Annotated in this window: 26 protein-coding genes and 1 riboswitch; of the genes, 10 read left to right on the forward strand and 16 right to left on the reverse strand. The window is 39.5% G+C overall.

All coding sequences use genetic code 11. The features are described 5' to 3' along the window. The first annotated feature begins 177 nt into the window (after nucleotides 1-177). The gene (locus tag FFU37_RS12745) at nucleotides 178-498 is read left to right on the forward strand and encodes a BON domain-containing protein (protein ID WP_002961403.1); all 321 of its coding nucleotides are present in this window, start codon (nucleotides 178-180) and stop codon (nucleotides 496-498) included. A gap of 843 nt (nucleotides 499-1,341) precedes the next feature. Here the strand turns inward: FFU37_RS12745 and FFU37_RS12750 are convergent. Together FFU37_RS12750 and yaaA are read right to left on the reverse strand one after the other, a co-directional pair. Further along, nucleotides 1,342-2,298: a mechanosensitive ion channel family protein gene (locus FFU37_RS12750; RefSeq protein WP_024596180.1), complete on the reverse strand. Its 957-nt coding sequence runs from the start codon at nucleotides 2,296-2,298 to the stop codon at nucleotides 1,342-1,344. Nucleotides 2,299-2,418: 120 nt separating this feature from the next. Beyond that, on the reverse strand, nucleotides 2,419-3,198 hold the full coding sequence (gene yaaA / locus FFU37_RS12755) for a peroxide stress protein YaaA (RefSeq protein ID WP_138489642.1): 780 nt from the start codon (nucleotides 3,196-3,198) through the stop codon (nucleotides 2,419-2,421). A 225-nt stretch (nucleotides 3,199-3,423) separates the two neighbouring features. Between yaaA and tal the strand changes: the two genes are divergently transcribed. Next, nucleotides 3,424-4,374 (forward strand): transaldolase, encoded by a 951-nt coding sequence (gene tal / locus FFU37_RS12760; RefSeq protein WP_002961397.1) that lies wholly within the window; start codon nucleotides 3,424-3,426, stop codon nucleotides 4,372-4,374. Between the two features lie 212 nt (nucleotides 4,375-4,586). Beyond that, on the forward strand, nucleotides 4,587-4,775 hold the full coding sequence (locus FFU37_RS12765; RefSeq protein ID WP_002961395.1) for a DUF3545 family protein: 189 nt from the start codon (nucleotides 4,587-4,589) through the stop codon (nucleotides 4,773-4,775). 87 nt (nucleotides 4,776-4,862) lie between these two features. Here FFU37_RS12765 and ung read toward each other — a convergent pair whose 3' ends face one another. The 8 genes from ung to FFU37_RS12805 all read right to left on the reverse strand — a co-directional run bounded on the left by ung (nucleotide 4,863) and on the right by FFU37_RS12805 (nucleotide 12,960). Beyond that, complete coding sequence (ung, locus tag FFU37_RS12770; protein WP_138489643.1) at nucleotides 4,863-5,525, reverse strand: uracil-DNA glycosylase; 663 nt, start codon at nucleotides 5,523-5,525, stop codon at nucleotides 4,863-4,865. Next, complete coding sequence (locus FFU37_RS12775; RefSeq protein WP_138489644.1) at nucleotides 5,522-6,382, reverse strand: cobalamin-binding protein; 861 nt, start codon at nucleotides 6,380-6,382, stop codon at nucleotides 5,522-5,524. Before FFU37_RS12775 ends, ung begins: the two co-directional genes overlap by 4 nt. After that, nucleotides 6,382-6,981, reverse strand: coding sequence for a cob(I)yrinic acid a,c-diamide adenosyltransferase (cobO, locus tag FFU37_RS12780; protein WP_007376484.1), 600 nt, complete (start codon nucleotides 6,979-6,981; stop codon nucleotides 6,382-6,384). The genes FFU37_RS12775 and cobO overlap by 1 nt, the downstream gene beginning before the upstream one ends. Continuing rightward, entirely contained in the window at nucleotides 6,974-8,458 is a 1,485-nt protein-coding gene (locus FFU37_RS12785; RefSeq protein ID WP_138489645.1) for a cobyric acid synthase, read from the reverse strand. Before FFU37_RS12785 ends, cobO begins: the two co-directional genes overlap by 8 nt. Before the next feature lie 4 nt (nucleotides 8,459-8,462). Continuing rightward, complete coding sequence (locus FFU37_RS12790) at nucleotides 8,463-9,467, reverse strand: FecCD family ABC transporter permease (RefSeq protein WP_138489646.1); 1,005 nt, start codon at nucleotides 9,465-9,467, stop codon at nucleotides 8,463-8,465. Between the two features lies 1 nt (nucleotide 9,468). Beyond that, nucleotides 9,469-10,281, reverse strand: coding sequence for an ABC transporter ATP-binding protein (locus tag FFU37_RS12795; RefSeq protein WP_138489647.1), 813 nt, complete (start codon nucleotides 10,279-10,281; stop codon nucleotides 9,469-9,471). 512 nt (nucleotides 10,282-10,793) lie between these two features. Then, a riboswitch (cobalamin riboswitch) is annotated at nucleotides 10,794-10,945 on the reverse strand. A gap of 43 nt (nucleotides 10,946-10,988) precedes the next feature. After that, entirely contained in the window at nucleotides 10,989-11,921 is a 933-nt protein-coding gene (locus FFU37_RS12800) for a porin (RefSeq protein WP_002961381.1), read from the reverse strand. 166 nt (nucleotides 11,922-12,087) lie between these two features. Beyond that, nucleotides 12,088-12,960 carry a LysR family transcriptional regulator gene (locus tag FFU37_RS12805; protein ID WP_024596245.1) on the reverse strand — a complete coding sequence of 291 codons (873 nt, stop codon included), beginning with the start codon at nucleotides 12,958-12,960 and terminating at the stop codon, nucleotides 12,088-12,090. 91 nt (nucleotides 12,961-13,051) lie between these two features. On the opposite strand from FFU37_RS12805, the gene FFU37_RS12810 reads away from it, so the two are divergent. Both FFU37_RS12810 and FFU37_RS12815 read left to right on the forward strand, forming a co-directional pair. Next, nucleotides 13,052-13,426, forward strand: a complete 375-nt coding sequence (locus FFU37_RS12810; protein WP_024596244.1) for a MaoP family protein — start codon at nucleotides 13,052-13,054, stop codon at nucleotides 13,424-13,426. An 86-nt stretch (nucleotides 13,427-13,512) separates the two neighbouring features. Continuing rightward, a complete protein-coding gene (locus FFU37_RS12815; protein WP_138489648.1) occupies nucleotides 13,513-14,748 on the forward strand; it encodes a response regulator in 1,236 nt (411 codons plus the stop codon). Nucleotides 14,749-14,764: 16 nt separating this feature from the next. Here FFU37_RS12815 and rarD read toward each other — a convergent pair whose 3' ends face one another. Together rarD and FFU37_RS12825 are read right to left on the reverse strand one after the other, a co-directional pair. Continuing rightward, nucleotides 14,765-15,682: an EamA family transporter RarD gene (gene rarD / locus FFU37_RS12820; RefSeq protein ID WP_039488332.1), complete on the reverse strand. Its 918-nt coding sequence runs from the start codon at nucleotides 15,680-15,682 to the stop codon at nucleotides 14,765-14,767. Between the two features lie 51 nt (nucleotides 15,683-15,733). Continuing rightward, nucleotides 15,734-16,189, reverse strand: a complete 456-nt coding sequence (locus tag FFU37_RS12825; RefSeq protein WP_024596241.1) for a thioesterase family protein — start codon at nucleotides 16,187-16,189, stop codon at nucleotides 15,734-15,736. Between the two features lie 133 nt (nucleotides 16,190-16,322). On the opposite strand from FFU37_RS12825, the gene recQ reads away from it, so the two are divergent. From recQ to FFU37_RS12845, 4 genes are all read left to right on the forward strand, one after another. Then, the gene (recQ, locus tag FFU37_RS12830; protein WP_024603604.1) at nucleotides 16,323-18,146 is read left to right on the forward strand and encodes a DNA helicase RecQ; all 1,824 of its coding nucleotides are present in this window, start codon (nucleotides 16,323-16,325) and stop codon (nucleotides 18,144-18,146) included. A 7-nt stretch (nucleotides 18,147-18,153) separates the two neighbouring features. Continuing rightward, nucleotides 18,154-18,438: a DUF3630 family protein gene (locus FFU37_RS12835; protein WP_002961372.1), complete on the forward strand. Its 285-nt coding sequence runs from the start codon at nucleotides 18,154-18,156 to the stop codon at nucleotides 18,436-18,438. Between the two features lie 169 nt (nucleotides 18,439-18,607). Beyond that, nucleotides 18,608-20,317 (forward strand): BamA/TamA family outer membrane protein, encoded by a 1,710-nt coding sequence (locus tag FFU37_RS12840; protein ID WP_138489649.1) that lies wholly within the window; start codon nucleotides 18,608-18,610, stop codon nucleotides 20,315-20,317. A gap of 64 nt (nucleotides 20,318-20,381) precedes the next feature. Then, on the forward strand, nucleotides 20,382-20,954 hold the full coding sequence (locus tag FFU37_RS12845; RefSeq protein WP_138489650.1) for a mechanosensitive ion channel domain-containing protein: 573 nt from the start codon (nucleotides 20,382-20,384) through the stop codon (nucleotides 20,952-20,954). A 357-nt stretch (nucleotides 20,955-21,311) separates the two neighbouring features. On the opposite strand, the gene FFU37_RS12850 is transcribed toward FFU37_RS12845, so the two are convergent. From FFU37_RS12850 to FFU37_RS12860, 3 genes are read right to left on the reverse strand one after another with little or no spacing between them, the layout of a single operon-like run. Then, on the reverse strand, nucleotides 21,312-22,370 hold the full coding sequence (locus FFU37_RS12850) for a succinylglutamate desuccinylase/aspartoacylase family protein (protein WP_002961978.1): 1,059 nt from the start codon (nucleotides 22,368-22,370) through the stop codon (nucleotides 21,312-21,314). Continuing rightward, nucleotides 22,357-23,262: a 30S ribosomal protein S6--L-glutamate ligase gene (gene rimK, locus FFU37_RS12855; protein ID WP_002961977.1), complete on the reverse strand. Its 906-nt coding sequence runs from the start codon at nucleotides 23,260-23,262 to the stop codon at nucleotides 22,357-22,359. Before rimK ends, FFU37_RS12850 begins: the two co-directional genes overlap by 14 nt. A 2-nt stretch (nucleotides 23,263-23,264) precedes the next feature. Then, entirely contained in the window at nucleotides 23,265-23,699 is a 435-nt protein-coding gene (locus tag FFU37_RS12860; protein WP_002961974.1) for an ATP-dependent zinc protease family protein, read from the reverse strand. 287 nt (nucleotides 23,700-23,986) lie between these two features. On the opposite strand from FFU37_RS12860, the gene FFU37_RS12865 reads away from it, so the two are divergent. Next, complete coding sequence (locus FFU37_RS12865; RefSeq protein WP_138489651.1) at nucleotides 23,987-24,958, forward strand: zinc transporter ZntB; 972 nt, start codon at nucleotides 23,987-23,989, stop codon at nucleotides 24,956-24,958. A 282-nt stretch (nucleotides 24,959-25,240) separates the two neighbouring features. Here the strand turns inward: FFU37_RS12865 and FFU37_RS12870 are convergent, their stop codons facing one another. Then, nucleotides 25,241-26,410 carry a polysaccharide lyase family 7 protein gene (locus FFU37_RS12870; protein ID WP_039488327.1) on the reverse strand — a complete coding sequence of 390 codons (1,170 nt, stop codon included), beginning with the start codon at nucleotides 26,408-26,410 and terminating at the stop codon, nucleotides 25,241-25,243. Nucleotides 26,411-26,669 lie beyond the last annotated feature (259 nt).

Consider the following 26,669-nt stretch of genomic DNA (forward strand, 5'->3'; position numbering starts at 1 on the left):
CATGTAACTCATACTCATTTAAATGTAATTTTTGCCCACCTTAATTCCCACTTAATAAAATTACCTTATATTTCATAGCGTTAATATTGGCACCGAAATTGTAACTACAAAGATAACCTAGCCGATGGAATTTCCATTTTGTGGCTGCACTATTCACCGTAATGTAAGGATTAAGTTATGAACCGCTTCAAGTTAACTATCGCTTTAGTATCATTTTGTTGTTTATTTTTATTAGCTTGCGCTACAAAAGTAAGTGCAGCAACCAACATGGCCGTAGTAAGCAGTGTAGCCACTCAACCTAACCTACAGCAAACTATCACCAACACCCTACGAACTAACCCTAACCTGGCGTTAAGTGATATTCGTGTGCAGGTAAAAAATGGTGAAGTAGATTTATACGGTGAAGCACAAACTGGTTTTCAGCGCGCACTAGCTCAAAAATTTCTAGAAAATATAGATGGGGTTAAAATCATTCGTAACAAAATTAGCGTTATTTAATTCGCACCACAAAAACCTATTTGTATAACTAATTCATAAGCGCGCCTTGTTACTCCAACACAAGCTGCGCTTTTTTATATTCAGTTTAAGGCAAGTTTTGCAGCTGTGAAAAAGATAAAATAAAGCCTAAGCAATACGATTATTCCTCCCCCTAAAACGATAGCTCACACTTATACTTAAGAAGATAGATTTAGAATTGACGCTAGCGTGTTTGTCTTTGCTCTTTTAACCCTTAAGTTAACCCAATTGATACTGAAAAAGCTTACACAGATTCTTTAGCCGACCTGACGGGCTTAAAAAGGATGATTTATTTAGTTATTGAAATAGATGAGAGCGTTATTTCAGAGTGTGCAGCAAGGCAGTAAAAAAATCGTTGGGTAAACACTACTTTTACTTGTTAATACTCCAATGGCCAAACGCAACTAATCAGAATTGATATTCAATAAACACAAAACTAGGTATTTAAACTTTTAGCTAATAATCCGTTTATAAAAAAAAGCGCAATTTTACTCTGTAAAATTGCGCTGTTGGTAAGTAACTATTTCCCAATGCTTTTGCCTAATGAGTTTTAACTAGGGTCTGTTGATCTTTGCGGATTAAAATTTGTTCAAACTAGGGGCTATTTAATCGCGGCGCGAGGTTTGTAACCTAGTGGGCTAAGTAAAAACCGAGCAACAAAGAGTAAATAGCCCCTAGAAAGAACCCTTTGGGCAGCGCCTGTTTGGCATTAATGCTACGTTATCGCCCATTTATGGGGAATAACCACACTACATAGGCTCTGCCTTGCCTAAATACCAAACAGACTGCTGCAAATTTAACCTTGAAAGATCAACAGACCCTAAATTACTCACTTTGGCTAGAGTCAGCACCGTCGCTACTGTCTTTATTGGATGACTGCTGGCTTATTTTATCGCTTATCATGGCATCGAGTTTTTCACCGCCTTTAATGCCAAAATCTAAAGTACGAATTGGGAAAGGAATACTAATATCAGCTTCATCTAGTGCTTGCTTAACGGCAACAACACCTTTGTGGCGTACCGTCATAAAGTCAGGCTCGCCTGGGTATTTAATCCAAAACCACACCAGTAAGTTAATGCTGCTGTCGCCAAAACCTTCAGCGTATACAGCGGTTTCGTCTTTACGTATTACAAAGTCAAATTCGTTAATTTTATCGACTATAACGTCTTTTGCTTTTTCTATGTCGTCGCCATACGAAATACCTACGGGTACTTCTATACGTCTTATACCTAGCGTGGTGTAATTTTTTAGCACATTTCTAAATAAGACTTTGTTTGGTACAAGTATTAGTTGCCCGTAAAAGCTCTCTATTAGCGTGTTACGTAGGTTTATAGAATGCACCGAACCAAACACATCATCGGTTTCTATTACATCACCTGTTTTAAATGGCTTACGTACACCCATTGCTATACCTGCAATTAGGTTTTCGGTCATGTCTTGAAACGCAAAACCAATGGCTAAACCCACAATACCCGCACCAGCAAGTAGCGAAGTAACGGTGCCTTTTAAGCCAACAAAATCGAGCGCTATAAATAAACCTATGCACAACACAATAACTTTAAATATTGACGCCATTAAATCGGCAATTTGTGTTGAGTCGAGAGAGCGGCGCAACACGTTTTTCATCAGCTTGCCAGCAAAGCGTGCCAATATTGAAAATACTATGGCAATTACAATTGCCACTATAAAATTAGGGATATGGCTTATTACAACATCAAACCACCCTCCGAGCTTTTCCTCTATTAGCTTTTCGGCTTCGCCAACTGACGGAATACTGATCATTTTGTTTGCACCTATTTAATTAATAATCTCATTAATATTAGATATAGTTGCAAATATAACGCCAGTATCAAAAAAGCCATGCAATGCATGGCTTTTCAATTGTTTATTTAAGCTTATGACCTAATTTTGTTCGTCGCGCATAAATACCGGCTCAAGCTCTTTAACTGTTACCTCAGGGCTAAAGTAATAACCTGCTACCGTAAACTCTTTAAGTTGGCTTAATTGCGTTACTTTATTTTCGATAATGTAGCGCGCCATCATGCCGCGTGCTTTTTTAGCGTAAAAGCTAATTACCTTGTATTGACCGTTTTTACAGTCTTTAAAGTGTGGGGTAATAATTTGTGCATTTAATGCTTTTTTATCTACCGCTTTAAAATATTCGTTTGAAGCAAGGTTAACTAAGTATTGTGCGTCTTGTGCTTTTAATACGTCGTTTAGTTTGTTCGCTATTACGCTGCCCCAAAACTCGTATAAGTTTTTGCCACGCGAGTTTTCAAGCTTGGTGCCCATTTCAAGGCGATAGGCTTGCATTAAATCAAGTGGTTTTAATAAGCCGTATAAGCCAGAAAGGATACGTAAGTGGTTTTGTGCGTAATCAAGCTCGCTAGCTTTAAGCGTACTTGCATCTAAACCGCCGTATACATCGCCATTAAAGGCAAGCACTGCTTGTTTAGCATTACTTTGTGTAAACGGCTGTGCCCACTCACTAAAGCGTGCTGCGTTAAGCCCAGATAGCTTGTCGCTAATTTTCATTAAACTGCCAATTTGCGCTGGTGTTAGTTCACGGCATACTTTCATGAGCTCTTCGCTGTGCTCTAGTAATTCAGGCTGAGTGAACTTGTCTGTTGCGGGTGGCGTTTCGTAATCAAGATTTTTTGCAGGTGAAATAACAGTGATCATAGTTAGCTATTGACTTGTAATTTATTTAGTGTCAATTTCAACATTAAATGAAACGAAAAGCACGTTTTGTTTAAATAAATCCTCTCTTAATAACCCATGCATTGCCGTTTTTCTATTGATAAGGACATAAGACCTATCAAGCATTGTCACACTGTTGCAGTATGGATTGTATATATTAAGAGTGATTAGATTTTTCTTTTAACTTGCTTGGAATGAGGAAAGCAAATGACTTCAGCTCTACAAAGGCTAAAACAACATTCATCTATCGTAGCCGACACTGGTGATATTGAAGCTATTAAAAAGCATCAACCAGAAGATGCAACTACAAACCCGTCGCTTTTATTAAAAGCGAGCGAGATTGAAGCATATAAGCCTTACCTAGATAAAGCTTGGAGCTATGCAAAAGAAACCGAGCAAGAGCCAGCTAAACAACTTGAACTAGCATGTGATTACTTTGCTGTGTTACTTGGTAAAGAAATTAGTGAGATTGTACCTGGTTATATTTCTACTGAAGTAGATGCACGCCTTTCGTTTAATACGCAAGCGACTATTGATAAAGCACATACTCTACTTAGCCTTTACGAAAAAGAAGGTGTAAGCAAAGACAAAATTTTAATCAAAGTAGCGTCTACGTGGGAAGGTATTAAAGCCGCTGAGCAACTAGAAAAAGAAGGTACTAAATGTAACCTTACTTTATTATTTAGCGATGCCCAAGCTCGCGCATGTGCCGATGCAAACGTATTTCTAATTTCGCCATTTGTAGGGCGTATTTTAGATTGGCACGTTGCTAACGGTATGGAAAAACCAACCGATCCGCTACAAGATCCAGGTGTTCAGTCTGTACGCAGCATTTTTGAATTTTACAAACGTCATGACTACAAAACAGTTGTGATGGGTGCAAGTTTCCGTAATACAGGCGAAATTATTGCTCTTACTGGTTGTGACAAGCTAACCATTAGCCCTAATCTTTTAGAAGATTTAGGTAACCTTGAAGGCGCACAGGAATACTTGCTAGAAACAGATATTCCTAAAGAGCCAAAACCAGAGCCACTTACAGAAGCGCAGTTCCGTTGGTTACATAACCAAGATGCTATGGCTACTGAAAAACTAGCTGAAGGTATTCGCTCTTTTGCTGATGCACAAGAACAGCTAGAAGCGCGTTTTAAAGCAATGTAATTTGCTATAATCGTGTTTTAGAAAACGTCGCAATAGCGGCGTTTTTTATGCCTAAAATAGGCTACTTCTCTATTTAACCTTCATATAATCTTCGTATAAACCTTCATCAATCAATCACACTTATGTAACATAACTGTCACTTTTTTATTCTATTTTAACTAGGCCTGTGGTATAGGTATTCTTGAGGTCAATAAAATCAATAGGAGAAGTTCATGGATAGCCTAAACGATATATTAGAGATATTAGAAGGACCAGATACAACAAGAAAAACCTCTCAGAAAAATAAAAAAAGAAAATGGCGTGAAATAGAAGCAATAAAAGACAAACAGCGCCTACGTAAAGAACTACAAGAACTAGACTACTTTACAGACAGTATTGCAATTGATGAGCTCGATTTTTAATTCAATACGCCCCAACTAAACAAAAAGGCTTCCAGAATCTGGAAGCCTTTTTTAATGGTTTAAACAGTTTGAGTTCTTTGGAATAAATTAGATTTGCCAGTTAATTGGCTTATCTTTTTGGGCTTGCAATAACTTATTCGTTTGTGAGAAATGCTTACAACCAAAAAAGCCTCTATGCGCCGAAAGCGGCGATGGGTGCGGCCCTTTTAAAACATGATGGCGAGCGCTATCTATGCCTTTACCTTTTTTTTGTGCATGTGCCCCCCATAAAATAAATACCACACCTTCGCAGTGCTTATTAATATGGGCAATTACATTATCGGTAAATTGCTCCCACCCTAAATGCTTGTGAGAATGCGCTTGCCCTTGCTCAACGGTCAATACTGTATTGAGTAAAAACACGCCCTGATCTGCCCAGCTTTGCAGGTAACCATGCTCAGGAATAATAAATCCGCTGATATCGACAGCTAACTCTTTGTACATATTTTTAAGCGACGGTGGCAACTTTTTTACATCAGGCAATACCGAAAAACACAAGCCATGCGCTTGCCCTTCTCCGTGGTATGGGTCTTGTCCTAAAATTACAACGCGGATGTCATTTAGTGCGGTGGCATCAAAAGCACTAAATACTTGAGCTTCAGACGGATAAACAGCAACACCTTCATTGCGGCGATTAGCCACATACTCTAACGTTTGCTGCATGTAAGGTTGCTGTAATTCACTTTCTAAAAATGTAGCCCAATTGCTCATTGTGTACTCTTAATCTGTTTACGTGATGCGTCTATTTTATCACACATATCCGCGAGCCCATCTAGCATGCGCGGAGTAAAACGATGTAATAAATCGGCATTTACGCTAATAAATTGATCATTTTTAACAGCGGGCACTTCTGGCCACTTTTGCCAATTAACAATCGGCTGTGGTGTTTTTGATTTTTCATCAGGGATAATAATAACTTGTGGCTTAGTAACAATGACATTTTCGATACTAATTTGCGGGTAATCTGTAACGCTCTGTGCAAATACATTGCTTACATGGCATGTTTCAATCAGTTGGCTTATCCACGTATTTTTACTTACTGTCATCATGGGCTCAGCCCATAACTGATAAAATCCGGTAATATCTTTTTTATCTTGCTGGCTTTTAATAATCGCGTTTAGTTTTTGTGTAAATGCATTTGCCGCTTGCTGGCTTTGCTCAATCTTCCCTGTAAATTCACCAAAAGTAAGTAACTCGTCGGCTACACCAGCGATTGTGGTGGGATTACTCAAATACACTTTTATACCTAGGCGCTCTATTTGGGCTAAATCTTCGCTTTGATTTCCGCTTTTCCACGCAATTACTAAATCAGGTTTAAGCGCTAATACTTTCTCAAGCGAGATACCGTAATAACCCCCTATGCGCTCAATACTTTGGGCTTCACTTGGGTAGTCGGCGTAATCAACAGTGCCCACAATATTATCGCCCGCCCCTATGGCAAATAGGTTTTCGACTATATGTGGTGCAAGCGCGATTATTCGCAGTTTTTTAGAATCATTAACCTGCTCTGCAAGTGCACTGCCCGATACACTAAAAAGCAGTAGCCCAATAAAAAACGCTTTAAACATTAGTAATCAAACCCTTCGAGCGCTTTTATGCCTGAGTCGAATGCGTGTTTTACATTACGCACTTCGCTTACTGTGTCGGCAAGGTCTGTTAAGGTACGATGCGCTGCACGCCCTGTAATAATAACTGACTGCATTGGTGGGCGGTTATTAAGCGCTGTTACCACTTCATCTAAATCAACGTAGCCGTAGGTCACCATATACGTAAGCTCATCGAGTAATACTAAATCAATACTGCTATCTGCAAGCATGCGTTTTGACTCTTGCCATGTTGCTTGGGCGGCTGCAGTATCGGCTTCTTTATTTTGCGTATCCCAGGTAAAACCGGTGTTCATTACAACAAACTCAACGCCTGCACCTTGTAATAGATTACGCTCGCCACATTCCCACGTACCTTTAATATATTGGCAAACAGCTGCTTTTTTACCATGCCCTACGCAACGTGCTACAACGCCAAAGCCCGAGGTTGATTTACCTTTACCGTTACCGGTGATTACCTGAAAAATACCTTTTACATCTTGTGCGGCGGCAACACGTGCATCCACTTGTTCTTTTACTTTTTGTTGGCGCTGCTTATGCTTATCGTTGTTTTGTTCAGTCATTATTGTGCCCTTCATAAATCGAGATAATTTGCTGTATGTTTAAATGCGTTTCGCACATGGTTGCTAATCGTTCTAACTGCTGCTCGCGATGAGTGGCAATACTAATTGGGTTAATTGAGGCGCTTGGTTTTACCCATTTTAGAATTTGCGATGTAGCATCGGCTTCATCAAACAAGCCATGTAAATAAGTGCCCGCAATGGCGTTATCATAGCTAATAAAGCCATCGAACATAAAACCATGTGGGTGGCTTTCATCAAAGGTTAAAAATGGCTTATTAAGCGCTGCACCTTGGCTAATCCCTGCATGTATTTCGTAACCACTACAGGGTGTTTGTTGGTTATTTAAAAGCAGTGTAGCGGTTATTTTAGTTAATACTTTTTGTGTTGTTAGCGTGGTTTCAAAATCGCACAGGGCAAGTCCATTTACTTGTTTTAATGATGACTCAATACCATCTGGATCATTGATTGTATTGCCTAGCATTTGCATGCCGCCACAAATACCAAGTACTTTACCACCATAGCGTAAGTGGCGTTTAATTTGAGTGTCCCATCCTTCATTTTTCAAAAAATTTAAATCGCCCAGTACATTTTTACTGCCTGGAAGAATTATCAGATCAACGTCTGGGATCGTTTCCGTATGGCGCACATAATTTATATTAATGTTTGGATGCAAACGCAGTGCATCAAAATCGGTGTGGTTACTAATATGGGGAACAAGTAGCACTGCAATATTAATTGTGGCGTTGGTTACGTTATTATCAATTGCGACGGCGTCCTCGGCATCAAGCGCAAGGTCGTGCAAATAAGGTAATACGCCAAGCACGGGTTTGTTTGTGTATTCTTCAAGCCAATCTAGCCCGCCTTGCAGCAAACCTATATCGCCTCTAAAGCGATTTATAACAAAGCCTTTTACGCGCGCCTGTTCTGACTCGCTTAGCAAAGCAAGCGTACCTACCAAGTGTGCAAATACGCCGCCTTTATCAATATCAGCAATTATAATTACTGGGCAATCGACCTCTTCGGCGTACCCCATATTGGCAATATCGTTTTCACGCAGATTTATTTCAGCAGGGCTCCCAGCCCCTTCAACAAGGAGTAAATCAAAACGTTTAGCTAAACGGTTATGTGAGGTTATTACTGCATCCATCGCCACTTTTTTATAGTCGTGATATTTGCCCGCTTCCATATTGCTAATGGCTCTTCCGTGAATAATCACTTGTGCGCCCGTATCGCTATTAGGTTTAAGTAATATAGGATTAAAGTCTATTTCGGGCTCTACTTTAGCTGCTATTGCTTGCAAAGCTTGCGCACGACCAATTTCGCCGCCATCTTTTGTTACTGCGCTATTAAGTGCCATATTTTGTGGTTTAAAAGGCGCAACCTTTACCCCTCGCTTAGCAAATACTCTGCAAAGGGCTGCAACTAGGGTACTTTTACCTGCATCTGATGTAGTGCCTTGCACCATTAAGGTTTTCATGGAATTACACCTTTCGCTTTCTAAAAAACAATAAACTTAAAAAGAACACGCTACCAATAGCAGCGGTTATAACACCTACAGGTAACTCTTGGTTTTTTAGCAAGGAGCGCGAAAGTACATCAACCCACACCATAAATGTACCGCCCACCAAGCTGGTTACTAGCAATCCCGCGATGGTGCCTTGCGAGATAAAAAAGCGCACAATATGCGGCACCATTAATCCTACAAACCCAATACCACCACACATAGCCACCAGCACAGCGGTAATTAATGAGCTCAAAACCAGCATGAGTATTCTAAAGCGCTGGACCCTCACACCTAAAGTAATTGCGCTTTCATCGCCCAGCAACATAGCATTGAGCTGCCTTCTAAAGCTCAGCATTACAAATGTACATAATGTAATTACCAACAAAGGCAACCAAAGCGTTGCCCACTGCGCACGTGCAAAGCTGCCCAGTGTCCAAAATAAAATAGCAGCTACTGCCTGAGGGTCGCTCCAATAAAGCAACAAGCTGGTAAATGCACTAAATAAAAACGACAGAGCAACACCAGCTAATAACATTGATTCTACCTGTGCACTTTGCTGCCTACCTGCAATAAGTATTAATAAACTCATGGCGAGTAAGCTGCCCAGCAGTGCTGCTGCCGACAACATAAAACCTGCGCTAATACCTGCTAATGCCATAAGTAACACCACCCCAAATGAGGCACCCGACGATATACCAAACAAGTAAGGATCGGCTAAAGGGTTGCGCGTTACCGTTTGTAAAATAAGCCCTGCAATTGCTAAGCCAGAGCCTGCTAAAAAGGCGAGTAATGTGCGTGGCATTCTTAGTTCAAAAATAATACGCGTATTAAAAGACGCATCATTTGAGAGCAAAAAACTATTAAGTACGTCTTGAAGTGAGGTATCTGCTGCACCAAAACTAAGTGCTGCAAATAAGCTAAATAAAGCAGCTGCAGCACTGATGAATAGCGCAAGTGAGTGGCGATTATTAACTGCGCTCATATTATTCGTAACCATAAAAGTAAGTGATATGAGGGATGCTATTTCCCGACTTCGATATTTGCGGGTGATTATTTACTTGGGCGCAGACACCAAAAACGTCGCCTAGCATGTTTTCGGTTAATACCTCACTTGGCGTGCCTGTATGTGTAATTTCACCATTTTTAATAACCACTAGTTCATCGCACATTGCAGAAGCTAAGTTTAAATCATGAAACGATGCAAACACCGTTACACCCAACGATTTAGCAAGCTCCATTACCTGTATTTGGTATTTAACATCTAAATGGCTAGTTGGTTCGTCCATTATTAACAACTGAGGTTGCTGGACTATGGCGCGGGCTATCAAGGCACGTTGCTTTTCACCACCGGAAAGTGACTCAAAGCTTTGACCGCTATGATCTGCCAACCCTACAGTGTTGATAGCTTGGGTGATTTTTTGTTTATCAATGTTAGTTATTGAGCTAAATAGCGATTTATGAGGCGTTAGCCCAAGCGCAATAACGTCAAATACACTTAAGTTAAATTGCGACGGGGTTTCTTGCAAAACAACCGCTACTTTTTTTGCGTACTCATCGCTTTTTAGCTGCCAAATATCGGTGTTGTTAAACTCTACAACGCCATCACTTGGTTTATTAAAACGATATAAACAACGCAATAAACTCGATTTACCTGCGCCATTAGGTCCAATTAAACCAACAAATTTACCTGTGGTTATTTTAAGGTTTATTTTTTTGAGGATCGTTTTATTGCCAATACCCCACGATACGTTTTTAACGTTTAGTAATGGTATATTTAATGGCGTTTGAGTGTGCAATAGTCAGTCCTAGATAGGGTCTGTTGATCTTTCAAGGTTAAATTTGCAACAGTCTGTTTGGTATTTAGGCAAGGCAGAGCCTATGTAGTGTGGTTATTCCCCATAAATGGGCGATAACGTAGCATTAATGCCAAACAGGCGCTGCCCAAAGGGTTCTTCCTAGGGGCTATTTACTCTTTGTTGCTCGGTTTTTACTTAGCCCACTAGGTTACAAACCTCGCGCCGCGATTAAATAGCCCCTAGTTTGAACAAATTTTAATCCGCAAAGTTCAACAGACCCTAGGTTAAACTCACTAAAAATGCGATAAAAATACTAATGCACTACAAGAAAAAATGAGTAAACCCGCTCGTTAAAAGAATTCATACCAATTGCATTAAATTAGTGATTTATTATAGCGACAAATAAATAGCTTAATAACAAGGCGGAAATTATGACATATAGTTGTTCTATATGAATAATTTTTAACGAAGTTAGTAAGTTATTTAATTCGCTAGAAAGATCATGTTTTTAATAAAATTGATATTATACCATTTGTATCTGACTTAAAGCTTTGCGCTAATTACAGTTGCGGGAACAGTCGAGGACTCGCACCTCATTCCAAATGAAGCTCTATTATGGGCGGCTAAGTAAATAATTTAAAGCAAAAAAAACCGCACTCAAAAGAGCGCGGTTAAAAAGGGAGTGTTTTAACTAATTTAGCGAATAGTTAAAACTTGTATTCCATACCTAAGCCTACGTAGTCTTGGTCAACGTTGTTGTCCATATCGAAGCTTGAGTAAAAGCCAAATACTTTAATGTTTTTATTTAATTTGTGATCAAGACCAACTGATATTGCTGACTTATCGTCGCTGTCGTCAAAGTCCATGTCTTGGTATTGCACTTTAAATGTGTTGTTACCCATGCTGTAAGCTGCATTTAGTAGGTAACCATCCGCTTCTGCGCTGCCGTCAACTTTTTCTTGTGTTTGGTACATTGCACCTAACTTAAAGTTTTCAACTTTACCTTGGATTGACGCGCGTACTACATCGTAGCCATTTACTTCACTATCGGCTGCGATAGAGGCATATACTGCGCTCTTTTTAAGTGCCACGTCACCGTAAGTAACCGCCATTGAGTAACCGTTATCAGCGTCTACATCATCTTCAGCTACAAAAGTAGCAAGTACTTTAAAACCTTCGTATGAGTTTGATGAATAACTAACTGTATTTCCTAAGCGGTTTTCACCTTTAAATACATTTTTAATATCGCCTTCAAGGTCGTTAAACAAGTCTAACTTACCTTGAGATTGTTTAAGCGCAGTATCGTTACGACCAATAACCACTTGGCCAAACGCACCTTTTAAACCAACGTATTGGTTACGCGCAGAAATATTGTCGTCGTTATCGCCTTTTGAATCAGCATCAGACACATCAACTTGAAACTCAAACTTATATACCGCTTCTAAACTATCATTTATTTTTTCAGAACCTTTAACACCAAGACGAGATGCATTACTTTTTATCTCAGTAAAAGACCCTTCGCCGTCATCAGATGATTGCACTGTTACATTCGCTTTACCGTAAATGTCTACATCAGCAAGTGCATTAAAAGATAAACCACTTAATAGTGCTAAGCATAAGCTCGATTTTACAAATTTCATGTTATTTCCTTGGATAATCACAAAAGACTAATTTTTAAAACTGCTGCATTTTGTCACCGCTAAATGACAGTAATATTACAATGGAAATATTACTGTCTTTTTTTATTAATAAAAATGCATTAAATTTGAAATCAAAATAACATGAAAGCCTAATAAACGGCCGAACTTACTTACTTTTCTTTAATGACAAGCTTGGCGTCATTTGCGATAGTAAATTAACTAAGGTTTCTATTAACTCTTTTTGCTCGTTGTCTCTGTGATACGCTATAAACACGTCTCGCGAGGTATTTTCTACATCTTTAACATGAAACAGTTCACCTTTTTCTAAATGCCCTTCTACCAATACTTGAGGTATAAATGCACTGCCGCCACATTGCAGTATTAAATCAAGTGCAATACGTCCTGTGCTAGTTCTAAAATAAGGAGGGGTTTTTCCAGTAAACTGGCGTGCATGCCAAAGTGAGAAAGTAGTTCCCCAATCAACATATACATACTGATTATCAAAAAAGTTTTCGTTCGTTGCAGTGTCGTATCCGCTTACGGGAATGATTGGCAACTCACAAATTCTCTCTACTACTAACTCGTCTACTTTTGGTGGATCAAACAATATTGCCAAATCAAGCGTGCGTTCTAATAACAGCCGAGTGCTTTCTTGTTGTGCTTTAACTTCTGCGACTAATGACACGCCCGGCATCGCCGATACAATATTTGTTATACCAAACTGTAAAAAAGCATCCCAAATATTAGGCGTTCCTGCTAAGCTAATTTGCTTATGCATATTATCGGCAAGCGCAACATCCACTTTGGCGCGTTGCATGCCCGTAATAATCATTTGTGCATGGGGTAATAAGCGCTCGCCAGGTGCTGTAAGTTGAATGTTATTACGCTGGCGAATAAACAAATTAACACCAAGCCCTTGCTCTAATTGGCGAATTCTAAAGCTCACTGCAGACTGCGTAATATAAAGGTTTTCGGCCGCTTTACCAAAGTGACGCGTACGCACTACCTCAACGAATGTTTTTAATAAATCGATATCCAATTTTTTATCCTCACGATAAAAATAATTTGTTTAATAAATTGCCAAACTTGCATCATACTCCAGCTAATTACTAAGGTATGAGGATAAAGCTATGAGCAATAACATTTCATTACTACGCCAAGCATTTGTTAGCCAACGTCAATTTTATGATGATCAAAACTTTCCACGAGGCTTTAGCCGCAGCGGAAACTTCACCTTATTAGAAGCCAGCATACTTGAACAACACGGAGTTGTTTTAAAAGGCTTATACAGTAAAACAATTGAGCCGCAAAACGAACACCAAGAACAGTTTGTAGCAGTCGTAACTGGCTCACAAGAACCTACCAACCCAATCGAACGAGCTTGGGTAAAATACTTAAAACTAACGACCTGCAAAACTAAGTTTCATACTTTATTTGGCCGCTCAAAAATGTCGAGCCCGGCACCGATTAGCCAAGAGTATTATTCAGAAGCGGATAATCTGTAAGTACTTAAGTTATTTGCTTTTTTGCGTTTTAACAGTTACAACTTGTATAAGCAAATATTTTTGCAAAATATATACAGGGTTGTTCCGTGACGCGAAAAATACTAATAGTTGAAGATACACCTGCCATTGCGCGAGTGCAAAAACACATCGCGCTTAAGGCAGGTTATGAAGTTGATATAGCTGAGTCATTAGCGCAAACAAAAGAGCTTATAAGTAAAAATAGCTATTTTTGCGCTGTAGTTGACTTTATATTACCTGATGCCCCATTAGGTGAGGCTGTACCTTGTACTATTAATGCAGACATTCCAACTATTGTAATGACGGGCAATATTGATAAAAAAACCCGCGACACTGTAGAAAAATACCCAATCATCGATTACATCATTAAAGAAAATAAACAAGCTTATCAGTACCTCGAAAAACAATTACAGCGCCTGCCTCGCAACGAAAATGTAAAAGTACTCGTTGTTGACGACTCTAAATCGACCCGACGATACATTTGTAGTTTATTAGTGCGCCATAAATATCAAATTATTGAAGCGCAAGACGGACAAGAAGCGTTAAACCTACTTGAAGCTTCACCTGATATTTCAGTTATTATTACTGATAATGAAATGCCCAACATGAATGGCGATGAACTATGTAGCGAGATTCGCCGCTTATATAGCAATGATGAAAAAGCTATTATTGGCATTTCGGGTTCTGACTCTATAGGGCTTTCTAGCTTATTTTTAAAAAATGGCGCAAACGATTATTTGCACAAACCTTTTAACAGCGAAGAGTTTTACTGCAGGCTTAGTCAAAACGTCGATATGTTAGAACTTATAGCCACCATAAGGCGACAAGCCAACACGGATTATTTAACTAATTTACCAAATCGTCGCTACTTTTTTGAAGAAGCTGAAAAATCATTAAAGCAAATAAAACATACTAAAGGTGATGGTGCTTTAGCTATGCTTGATATTGATCACTTTAAATCAATTAACGATACATACGGGCACGATGTTGGCGACGAAGTATTAAAAGGGCTCTCTATTTGCTTCAGTAAATACTTTAAAAAGCACTTAGTAGCACGTTTAGGCGGTGAAGAGTTTGCAGTTTGCTTTATGAATATAAACAAACAAGAAGCCCTTAAGCGCCTTGAAGGCTTTAGGTATTTTATAGAAATGAATAGCCAAGAGTTTAGTAAAGCTAAAATAAAATTCACTATTTCTATTGGCTTTGCAAACGGGCCTGTTTATCAAATTGATGAACTTTTAAAACAGGCCGACTTAAAGCTTTACGACGCTAAAGAATCTGGTCGTAATAAAGTAGTTAGTTAACCATTTTATTAGTTAATTATACTTCTGCGGCTGTAATAGCCGCTTTTTTACGTTTGCGTGATTGATGGTAAGAGTCCCAACTAAAAATAGCCAGTGCACTCCAAATACATGCAAATGTTACTACACGCTCTGCATCAAACACTTCACCATAAAACACCACAGCTAGTATAAACATTAAGCTTGGCCCAATGTATTGAAAAAAGCCAAGTGTAGTATATTGCAAACGCTTAGCTGCACCGGTAAAACACAGCAGTGGTAATGTAGTTACAATACCTGCACTAATCAGTAGTACATTAGTATGCCAATCGTTAGCTGGCAGGCTTGATGTTGCTGTAGGCACCATTAACCACCAATAAATAAGTGCGACAGGCAGTAATATAAGTGCTTCGAGTAAAATGCCAGGTAAGGCTTCAACCGGTAACTTTTTACGTAATAAACCATAAAGTGCAAATGATATAGCCAGTGAAAAGGCAACTACCGGAAACGAGCCAAAACTAATTAGCTGCAGCACTACACCGCTAAAGGCAAGGGCTACTGCTACGCCTTGGAATTTACGCAGGCGTTCGCCTAAAAAAAGCATACCCAGTAATACATTTAAAAGAGGATTTATGTAATAGCCCAAGCTTGCATCAAGCATGTGGTTATTATTTATAGCCCATATAAATAAACCCCAATTAAACCCAAGCAGTGCAGAGGTTATAACAAGCATAAGCAAAAGCTTAGGTTGAACGATAATGCGTTTAATTTTACCCCAATACCGTAAAACACTTACTACCAATACTAAAAACACAACCGACCAAATAACCCGATGCATTAAAATTTCAAAAGCAGAAACATGCTGAATCAACTTAAAGTATATTGGCGCAAGGCCCCACATTAAAAAAGCAAGACAAGCAAAAATAGCACCTTTACGCTGCTCAGTATCAATCGACATAATAAACACTTAGTGATTTAAAAGGCCGCTAGTTTACTTGCCATACGCGTTTTATCCAACTAAATACGTGCCGGTTCCAAAAGCAATTTGAACAGACTGTTCGTTATGTAATTCCATTCTGCATACACATACTTTATTACCTGAACGAATAAGTGTTGCGCTGGCAGTAAAGCTCTCTCCTTTACCAGGGCGCAAATAATCGGTACGTAAGTCGATAGTCCCAAGCGTGGCTAATTTTGTTTGCACACTTGTGATATCTAAATCGGTGAGTTTATCAATTACACTTGCTGCAGCGAGCATACCGCCTACATTATCAAGTACGGCTGAAATAACACCACCATGGAGTATTTTTTGCGCAGGATTACCAATTAGTACATCCTGCCACGGGAACGTAATTTTGGCCTGTTCAGGGCTTAACGACTCAACCGATATTTGTAAAAACTGGTTAAACGGCATGCCATTTACAAATAACGCGCCCACTTGTTCAATTAACATTTCTTTATTCATTATTATTCTCTATGTCAAAACAGGTAAGATGAGTAAAACATACATAGTGTAAAACTACGAGACTCCACTTAAATAATTTATCAAGTAACTCAGCTAAAGACATCTCACTAAAAAACCACTAAAATACCCGCCAATGAATACATCAACTCCACCTTCTAGCACCCTTGTGCGTAAACCCGAAACTGTCCTCAAACAAGTGTTTGGCTACAGTGAATTTCGCGACGGTCAAAAAGCAGTTATTGATGCCGCTATTAACGGCCAAGACTCGCTTGTATTGCTTCCTACTGGCGGCGGAAAATCGGTGTGCTACCAAATCCCTGCTTTAGTACTCGAAGGCGTAACTATTGTTATATCTCCGCTTATATCGCTAATGCAAGATCAGGTAACGCAACTGCAAGCTCTTGGGGTAAAAGCCGCTTACGTTAATAACAGCTTAGCACGAGAAGAGCAGCAATTGGTGTATCAACAGCTTCATCAGGGGCAAATTAAGCTCTTATATGTGGCGCCTGAAAAAGTATTACAACGCGAATTTTTAGAGCGTTTATCGCATTTAAATGTGAGTTTATTTGCCATTGACGAAGCGCACTGTGTGTCGCATTGGGGCCATGACTTTAGACCTCACTACTTTCGCTTAAACGAATTAAAGCAACGTTTTGCACATGTCCCAATGATGGCATTAACCGCCACCGCCGATAAAGCCACACGGTTTGATATAGTTGAGCAATTAAAACTACAACAGCCTTATATTCATACTGGCAGCTTTGATCGCCCCAATATTCGTTACACCATAGAAGAAAAATTTAAACCTATGGTGCAATTGCTTCGCTACCTAAAGGAGCAAAAAAGCCAAAGCGGTATTATTTATTGCACCAGCCGTAAACGCGTAGACGACATTGCTGAAAAGCTTGCAGATGCAGGACTAAACGCTGCCGCTTATCATGCTGGTATGAGTAACGAGCAACGACAATTTGTACAAACCGGGTTTGCCCGTGACGATATACAGATAGTGGTCGCAACCGTTGCTTTTGGCATGGGCATAAACAAGCCTAATGTGCGTTTTGTACTGCATTACGATATTCCAAAAAGTATAGAGTCGTACTATCAAGAAACAGGTCGAGCTGGGCGAGATGGACTTGCCGCAGAAGCTATAATGTATTTTGACCCAGCTGATATAGGTCGCGTAAGGCGCTTTTTTGAAGACATAGACGACGAGCAACGCCGCCGCGTAGAAGAACAACGCTTTAACGCAATGGCAAGCTTTGCCGAAGCGCAAACATGTCGTCGTCAAATATTACTTAACTACTTTAGTGAATATCAACGCGAACCTTGTGGCAACTGCGATATTTGCTTAAATCCGCCAAAAAGCTTTGATGGTACGTTAGTCGCCCAGCAAGCACTTTCGTGTGTGTACAGAGCGGGACAACGTTTTGGACTTGGTTATATTGTTGAATTACTTCGCGGTGCAAACACGAGCCGCATCCGCGATAATAATCATCATGAGTTAAGTACCTACGGCATAGGTAAAGATAAAAGCAGTGAGTTTTGGCTCAGTATTTTACGCCAACTTATTCATCAAGGCTTACTTAGCCAAGATATAACACAAGGTGCGTCACTTAGATTAACAGAAGCCGCGCGTGTAATTTTAAAAGGTGAATACGCACTGCAATTAGCCGAGCCACGCCTGCAAGCCAAACACGTTTATCAAGATAAGTTAGCGCAATTTAATTACGACAAAAAACTCTTTGCTCGCCTGCGCGCACTTCGTAAAGAACTTGCTGATGCCGACGATGTGCCACCTTATGTAGTATTTAATGATAAAACGTTAGCCGAAATGGCGCAGCTTATGCCAACAAACGACAGTGAATTTTTAAAGGTCTCAGGTGTTGGTTTTACTAAGTTAAATAAGTACGGCGGCGAATTTTTAACGGCAATTCGACATTACCTAGCTACTAATTAAGAGCATTATGACCCAAATAGAATATGACCATACACACAAATGTATTTTGATTAATCCCATTGAGCTACCAAACGATGAAGACTTTGAGCTGTGGAGTACATTATTTTTACACTCAGACGAAGTAACACTCAATGAGTACTCTGCAGGCGCCGATCGCCATCAAGTTCGCTTTACCTATAATCATCAAACCTTTAATTTAAACTATGAGCATTACAGCCAAAGCATCTGGATTAATGCCGAAGGTCATGAAGCAGAACACTTACTCGCCGCTTTAGCATTTTATTTAAGCTAGCTTTTAATGCCTAGCGCATAGGTCGCTGCAAACCAGCTGGCTATTAACAAAAGTGAATATGAGTAACAATTAATTAATTTCAAAATCCATACCTTTTACTTACATTATAATAACAATGATGTAAGCTGATATTACGATAGTCATTTGCTACGTAGCAGTAAGAGGTTTAATGGTGAGCAAGAAATGGATAGCACAATGTTGTATTAGTTTAACGGTTTTAAGCTTTTATGTGCCTAATACGTTCGCACAACAATCTTCAATGAAAACTGATAACTGCCTTGTAGAACAGACAGATTTAAGCACAAATAAAAACCTACGCCGAGAAGTTCAAGACAAAACAACCCTCACGCACAGTAATAGTAACGCTAAAATAGCCTCAATAAAGCTCAAGCAACTTAATGTATTTAATACTGAGCTTGAAGAGGAAAATATTGCTTTATTCCGTTTTGCTAATCGCGCTCACATTCAAACAGAGCCCGATGTCATTAATAACCTTTTATTATTCTCCCCAGGTGACAAGTACGACGCTAAAAAGCTCGCAGAATCTGAGCGTTTACTTCGTAAAGAAAGTTACTTATATGATGCACAAATTAGTGCTACCGAAAACTGCGACGGCGACGTTAATGTAGAAGTGGTTACCCGTGATTTATGGACACTTTTACCTGAAGTGAACTTTAGTCGGAGCGGTGGAGAAAACAAATCGAGTATAGGTTTTAGAGAATCTAACCTGCTTGGGTGGGGTAAGCGCCTTTCTTTTTCGCGTACGACCGACAGCGATCGCAGCGGTTACTTATTTGTTTACGACGATCCAAATATTTTATCTACTCGCTACCGAGGCCGTTTAGAGTACGCCGATAACAGCGACGGCAAGCGCCATTTGCTTGAGCTAACCTATCCATTTTACGCAATTGACACCCCCTTTAGTTATGGTATTTTAAGCTATTCTGAGCAGCGCGAAGAGTCACTATATAAACGCGGCGAAGAGTTTAGCGAATTTGATCAAACTACCGATTTAAACCGTGTATTTATAGGACACTCTAGAGCGCTTAATAATAATTGGACCCAGCGACTAACGTTAGGCTATACCGACGAGCAACATACCTTTGAAGCTATAGACACTACATTTGCACCACTTGCCGATGACAGAAGTTTAAGTTACCCCTTTATAAGCGGCCATTGGTTTGAAGATAACTACATAAAGGTACGCAATTTTGACAGTATATCTCGCACTGAGGACTTAAATTTAGGTTGGAATATTAAAAGCTTAATTGGCTATTCAGATGAGTCATTAAGTAATGACGACAGCCGCGCGGTGTATTCTTTTAACTTTAAAAAAGCCCACTTTACTAACGATAATACCTTATGGCGTTTTAGTGCTGATATTGATGGCTATTGGAATAAAGAACAGAAAAAACTCGAAAACTTTATGGCCACCAGCCAAGTACAATATTATTTAAATACCAGTGAAGACCAATCTTGGTATGTTAAAGCCCGCGTGCAATACGCCAAAAACCTGACTGCTGATCAACAGCTTACTTTAGGTGGCGAAACAGGCCTGCGTGGTTACCCTATGGATTATCAACATGGCGACCGCAGCTTTTTAGTTAATTTAGAAAAGCGCTATTACTGGGAGTACGATTTACTACAACTATTTAAAGTGGGTGGCGCAGCTTTTGTAGATGTAGGCAGAGCATGGTTTAACGATGAAGATAACGGTGAAAATGCACATGTATTGAAAAATGTAGGCGTTGGTCTGCGTTTGGCACCGAGTCGCGCAAACTCAGGAACCATGATCCACATTGATATTGCCGCCCCTGTTGATAGCTACGACGATGTAGACTCAGTCCAGTGGCTAGTAAGCGTTAAAAACACTTTTTAAATAATACAAACACGTTAAACTAATACCAATTGCATTAAATTGTTATGAAAGTTCAGGACCTAATGTGGAAATAATAGAAGTTTTAGAATTGTTTGCATCACAATATAAGTTGGTTGTAACTATAATCGCTATTTTGGTTTTCCCTCTCCTATTAAAAATAACCAAAAAACTACTCGAAAAAGCGATTAAAGGCAAAGTAGATTTACACCGAAAATACCGTGCAGAGCTTTTACTAAAAATTATACTCGCCTTTGTAGTACTGTGTTTGGTTTTAGTATTTTGGGGTATAGAGCTGCGTGGTTTATTGGTTTTAGGCTCTTCTTTATTTGCCATGTTAGGGGTAGCACTTTTTGCCGCTTGGTCATTATTGAGTAACCTCACCGCATTTTTACTGATGTTTATTCAAAACGATTGCCGCGTTGGTTATTGGGTACGAATTATTGATGGTGCGAATCATGTTGAAGGGCGCATTGTTGAAATGGGCTTAATGAATGTAGTACTTGAACATATTGATGGGCACCGTGTAATTTACCCTAACAATTTATTTGTGACCCGTCCTGTCATGGTTTTAAATAAAGAACCAAAGCCAACTAAAACCCCTGTTATAAAGCGTATTATTGGTCCTAAAAAAACATAGTTTAAAAAATCATATTCACAAAAAAGCCGCAGTAGTCAAAATACCTACTGCGGCTTTTTAATGCTTAACTAACCACAATTAAGACTAGGGCGTGTTGATCTTTGATGGTTGAATTTGCAGCAGTATATTTGGTTTTTAGGCAAGGCAGAGCCTATGAAGTGTGGTTACTCCCCATAAATAGGCGATAACGCAGCATAAATGCCAAACATGCGCTGCCCTTCGGGTTCTGCCTAGGGGCGATAAACTCTTTGTTACTCGGTTTTTACTTAGCCCACTAGGTTACAAACCTCGCGCCGCGATTTAATCTTCCTTGGATTGAACAAATTTCAATCCGCAAAGTTAAACACGCCCTAGCTATTAGTTATTTAGTTCAGCTGTTTTAAGCTCGTCATCTAAATCATTTATCTCATCAATAAAGTTCTCTAGTTGCTGCTCTACTAAACTATTGTCATTTGCAAAGTAAGCAAGGTGGAATACCGCATCACCTTCATTTACCAATGGCATCGTTTGCTGACCAATAACAATACCGCCTTTAGGCGCTAAAAGCTCAAGCTCAGAATCCCCTAGAGGGCTACTTATATATGCAAGCACTTGCCCTTTAGTTACATGCTCCCCTAGTGATACTTGTGCACGCACAATGCCATCAACCTCTGCACGTATCCAACTAGTCGAACCTGCAATAATAGGATCTGGTAATTTTTTAGGGCGCTTGCCACGGATCATTTTTAAATGACGCATAACATAATCAACGCCCTGCACACCTGCCGCAATAGCGATAGGGTCAAAGCGTAGCGCTTCGCCTGCTTCATAAGTAATAACAGGTATACCTAAGTTTGCGGCTTCACTGCGTAATGAACCATTACGAAGGGATGCATTTATAACCGCCGGCGTACCAAATGCTTTAGCCATTTCAGCGGTTGCTTCATCTTCTAAATTAGCGCGAATTTGCGGTAAATTAGTACGATGAATAGCGCCAGTATGCAAATCAATAATGTGAGTACAATGTACTGCCACTTGATTAAAAAACATATAAGCCATACGCCCAGCTAATGAACCACGTTCAGAACCTGGGAAACTGCGATTCATATCGCGTCTATCTGGTAAATAACGCGATTTGTGAATAAAGCCAAACACATTCACAATAGGCACAGCGATTATTGTTCCGCGCAGTTGGCTTGGATCTATTTTAGCAAGTAACTGACGCACAACTTCTACACCATTTAGCTCATCACCATGAATAGCCGCACACACCATAAGCACTGGGCCTTCCATTACACCATTAACCACTTCAATAGGAATGTTAAGTGGTGAATGGGTGTAAAGCTTAGCAGCTTCTAAGGCAAGCGTTTTACGCTCGCCTACGCCTACATTTTCTCCTAATAAGGAAAAAGGACGGTTAATTTTAACCTTTGCCACGTGTTGCTGTTCCTTTACTTGAGGCATTTTTTTCGATGAAATCAATCACCATACCTGCAATATCTTTACCTGTTGCTATTTCAATGCCCTCTAAACCCGGTGATGAGTTAACTTCCATCACAAGTGGCCCTCGAGATGAGCGAAGTAAATCAACTCCCGCTACATTTAAGCCCATTGATTTAGCCGCTGCTACTGCCGTTTTACGTTCCTCTGGAGTAATGCGAACTAATGTAGCGCTACCACCACGGTGAAGGTTGGAGCGGAACTCACCTTCTTGTGCTTGGCGCTTCATTGCTGCGATTACTTTGTCGCCTAGTACAAAACAACGTATGTCTGCCCCACCCGCTTCTTTAATATATTCTTGAACCATAATATTGGCTTTTAAGCCCATAAACGCTTCAATAACACTTTCAGCTGCTTTGCGTGTTTCAGCAAGTACAACACCAATGCCTTGTGTGCCTTCAAGTAATTTAATTACAACAGGTGCACCGCCTACCATTTCTAGTAAGTCTTTTACGTCATCGGGTTTGCTGGCAAAACCTGTTACTGGCATACCAACGCCTTTGCGCGAAAGTAACTGAAGTGAACGTAATTTATCGCGCGAACGAGAAATAGCGACTGATTCGTTTACAGGATAAACACCCATCATTTCAAACTGACGAAGTACCGAACAGCCATAAAATGTAACCGATGCACCAATACGCGGGACAATTGCGTCAAATTCTTTTAAGTTTTCACCGCGATAGTGAATTTCTGGTTGCTCAGAGTTGATATTCATATAACAACGCAATGCATCAATCACTTTAACTTCGTGGCCGCGTGCTTCTGCTGCCTCAATTAAGCGACGTGTTGAATATAGCTTTCTGTTACGAGATAAAATACCGATTTTCATAGTTAAACCTTACGACCTAATAGTTGAGATAAAGCCGGGTCAACGACTATACGATTTTCCATGGCTGTACGCCCTAATAACATTCTAAACTTCATTGTTGCACGGCTTGTTAAAGTAAGCTCGATAGGCCAGCTATGCTCGCCTGCATGTAATGTAGTTTCTATAAAGTAGCGTAGCTCTTTTTGCCCACTTGAGCTGGTTACGTACTTCATTTTTTTAACTTTTGCATTGCAAGTGACTTGCGTTTGCTCATCATCTTGCAGTGGTTGGGCCGTAAATTTAACCCATTTTTCTGAGTCAACTTCGTATTCTTCAATGTTAATTGCATGAATACATGAAGTGCGAGCGCCAGTATCAATTTTTGCTTTTATCTCGTTAATACCAAGCTCAGGTAAACTTAACCACTCACGCCAACCAACTGTGATCTTTGCTGTCATAAATGTGCCCTTAATAAAAAAGTGACTTATACGCTACAGGTCAAAAAACACCAACGAAATAAATTTATCTAGTCGATTAGTAAATTAAATTGATCTTTTTAAGCAACTGGTCACACAATGCACGCCTTGCTAAGCCGTACTTTAATGCCACTTTGCTCAACACAGAGGCTCTGCATATATTTTGCTATTTAAGCTTAACTTATTAAAAGTAAAGGTAAGCCTGTAAGCAACTAAGTAGATACACTATAGTTAACAGTATTAAAAATACACTATTATGAGAACTAATTATGATTAATGGTTTACTACATGCACTTGTACTTGATGGACAAGGCGGCGCTCGTCCTATTGGAAGCACTGATGAGCTAAATAGCTGGCAACCAAGCCAAGGTAAACTTTGGGTGCACATGGATTATAGCCAAAGTGAGGCAGTTGAGTGGCTCAAGGCACAGCCTCACTTAAACGATTACGAACTAGAGTCTTTAATTGCTGACGAAACACGCCCACGTATTACGGCTACAACTAACGGGCACATGTTATTTTTACGTGGTGTAAATTTAAATCCAGCACAAAGCCCTGAAGACATGGTTTCAATTCGTTTATTTATTAGCGAAGACATTCTTATTACTACCCGTAAGCGCCGTTTATTATCGGTGCAAGATACGCTCGCATGTTTAAATGAAAATAAAGGCCCATGCAATATTTCTGAATTAGTGTGCTCTATTACACAAAAATTAACCTCACGTATGCAAAGCGTTATTGACTCACTAGATGAAACACTCGACGAGTTTGAAGAAGAAATAGATGAACCAAGTAAAAAGTTTGACAACCAAGGTTTATCACAGTTGCGACGCCAAACTATTGCCTTAAAACGTTATTTAAAACCGCAAAAAGAAGCCCTTAGTTCAATGGTAAATAACCACTACCTATGGTTATTAGATGACGATAAAGCAAAACTTAATGAAACCACCAACTTATTAATTCGTTATCTTGAAGAGCTAGATAGTTCGATTGAGCGTGCGCAAATTATTCAGCAAACAATCACTAACCAAGTTTCTGAGCAGTTAAACCAGCGAATGTATGTTATGTCTGTAGTGGCTGCATTATTTTTACCTTTAGGCTTTTTAACGGGGCTTTTAGGTGTAAACGTAGGAGGCATTCCAGGCACAGAGAACCCTTATGCGTTTAGTGCTTTTGTCATATTTTTAATTGTGCTTACTGGCGGGATTGGTGTGTATTTTAAAAATAAAAAATGGTTATAGTGCCAATCCGCAATAATACTTAATTAATTTGAGGGATTAAATCTGACGCTAACTACGTTAAAAATTTCTGATATACGACTGCATGGATGCAGGAGGTAGAGCAATGCAGGAGCAATTAGTGATAACAACTAAATAACGAATTTTCGCCTTGTTGTCGATACGGTTTTCTTACCTCAAAATAGATCACTTAATTAAGCCAATGGTATAAATTAAGTTTATCCCGTTAGAAAATAAAAAAGCCACTCAGCTTTAAACTGGGTGGCCATCTCAACTACTAAATAATTAATTAGTTCTACGCGTGTAACTAACGTCAGTCATTGTTACTTTAGCCTTAGTAATACCTAAATCTTTAAAGCACTCTTTAAATGAATCTGAGTTACCTGACTCGCCACACTCATCTAGTGTATATGGGTCTTGTGATTGGAGATAATTACCAAACTTGAAGTAAGACTCTGAATCATCTTCTACCGGAATACCAAAAGTAGTACCTAGTGCAGTTACATCTACATCACCGTAATTATTTACTACTTTTAGATTAAATGAACCACCACTTCTGATAGTACCTAGTGCATGTTTTTCTTCTTTACCACTGGTGTTACGCAGGCGAACATACACATCAAAAATTCCATTACCCGCTACGCTATCATCAAAACCTGATTCATCAGTATCTGAAACATATACTTTTGAAATCGTACCTGTATCGCTAGCATGGTGTTGAGAAATAATCGTTTTACCACCATCAGACATTTCCACTTTTACAGTTGCCTCAAAAACCTCATAGGTTTCGGTCATTGCAGCACGAGCACTTTCTTTTACTTTATATTCATGACGCCAGCCATTACCGTTTGGAGTGATATGACGCGCTTCTAGAGGAACAAACTCTAAAGTATTGCTATTTACTAATGGATGAGGATTGTTACCTTCAAGGTCAAAAATACTACCGTTGGTGATGTTGCTTGCTATACCAGAGCCACTACCAGTGTCGCCGCCGCCAGTATCACCGCCACCTGAAGTGCCCTTAGTTAATGAAAAGTTATCAAAACGAACATCGTTTGAGCTCTTATCGTGCTTGGCAAATACTTGTAGCGTACCTGTATTTGCTGTGGTGAAAGTTCTAGATACTTTTGTCCATGAAGAAACGTTAAATTTCTCATTTTTAAACAAACCATTAAGATCGTTAATGCCGATTTGACCCTTACCAAGTACATACGCACTTAACGTGTACTGAGTATTTCGATCTACATCTACATTCTGGTAAACTCGCCCTGGGCTACCTTGAATTTTTAATGATTTAGAGCCCTTATAAGCACTACCTGAGATAGCTGCAGGTTCTGTTTCATTCCAGTTACTCCAACCATCTTCAAACCCAGCATTATTGATCGTCGCCGCTTGTACAAAACTTGAGCTTGCAGTCATGGCTGCAAGCATAAATAGGGATTTTTGGTTAATCATTATCTTTATTTCTCCAAACCTGTACATGAAAAATCTTACTACATGGCTTTAAATGAGTATTTCACTCAAGCCTAGATCACCGCCTGTAAGCAGGTTTTAATTTATGTTTTTATGTGAAATTGGTAACAACAAAACGATTAAAAAACCAAATTTGGTCTACAAATAATTATTACCAATAATGACAGCCAGCTGGGCTGAGACATAAGTTATATTGCTTGTAATAAATTTGCAACAATTTATTTAATAAGCAATAAGTATT

It is taken from the genome of Pseudoalteromonas distincta (assembly GCF_005877035.1).
GTDB lineage: Bacteria > Pseudomonadota > Gammaproteobacteria > Enterobacterales > Alteromonadaceae > Pseudoalteromonas > Pseudoalteromonas distincta.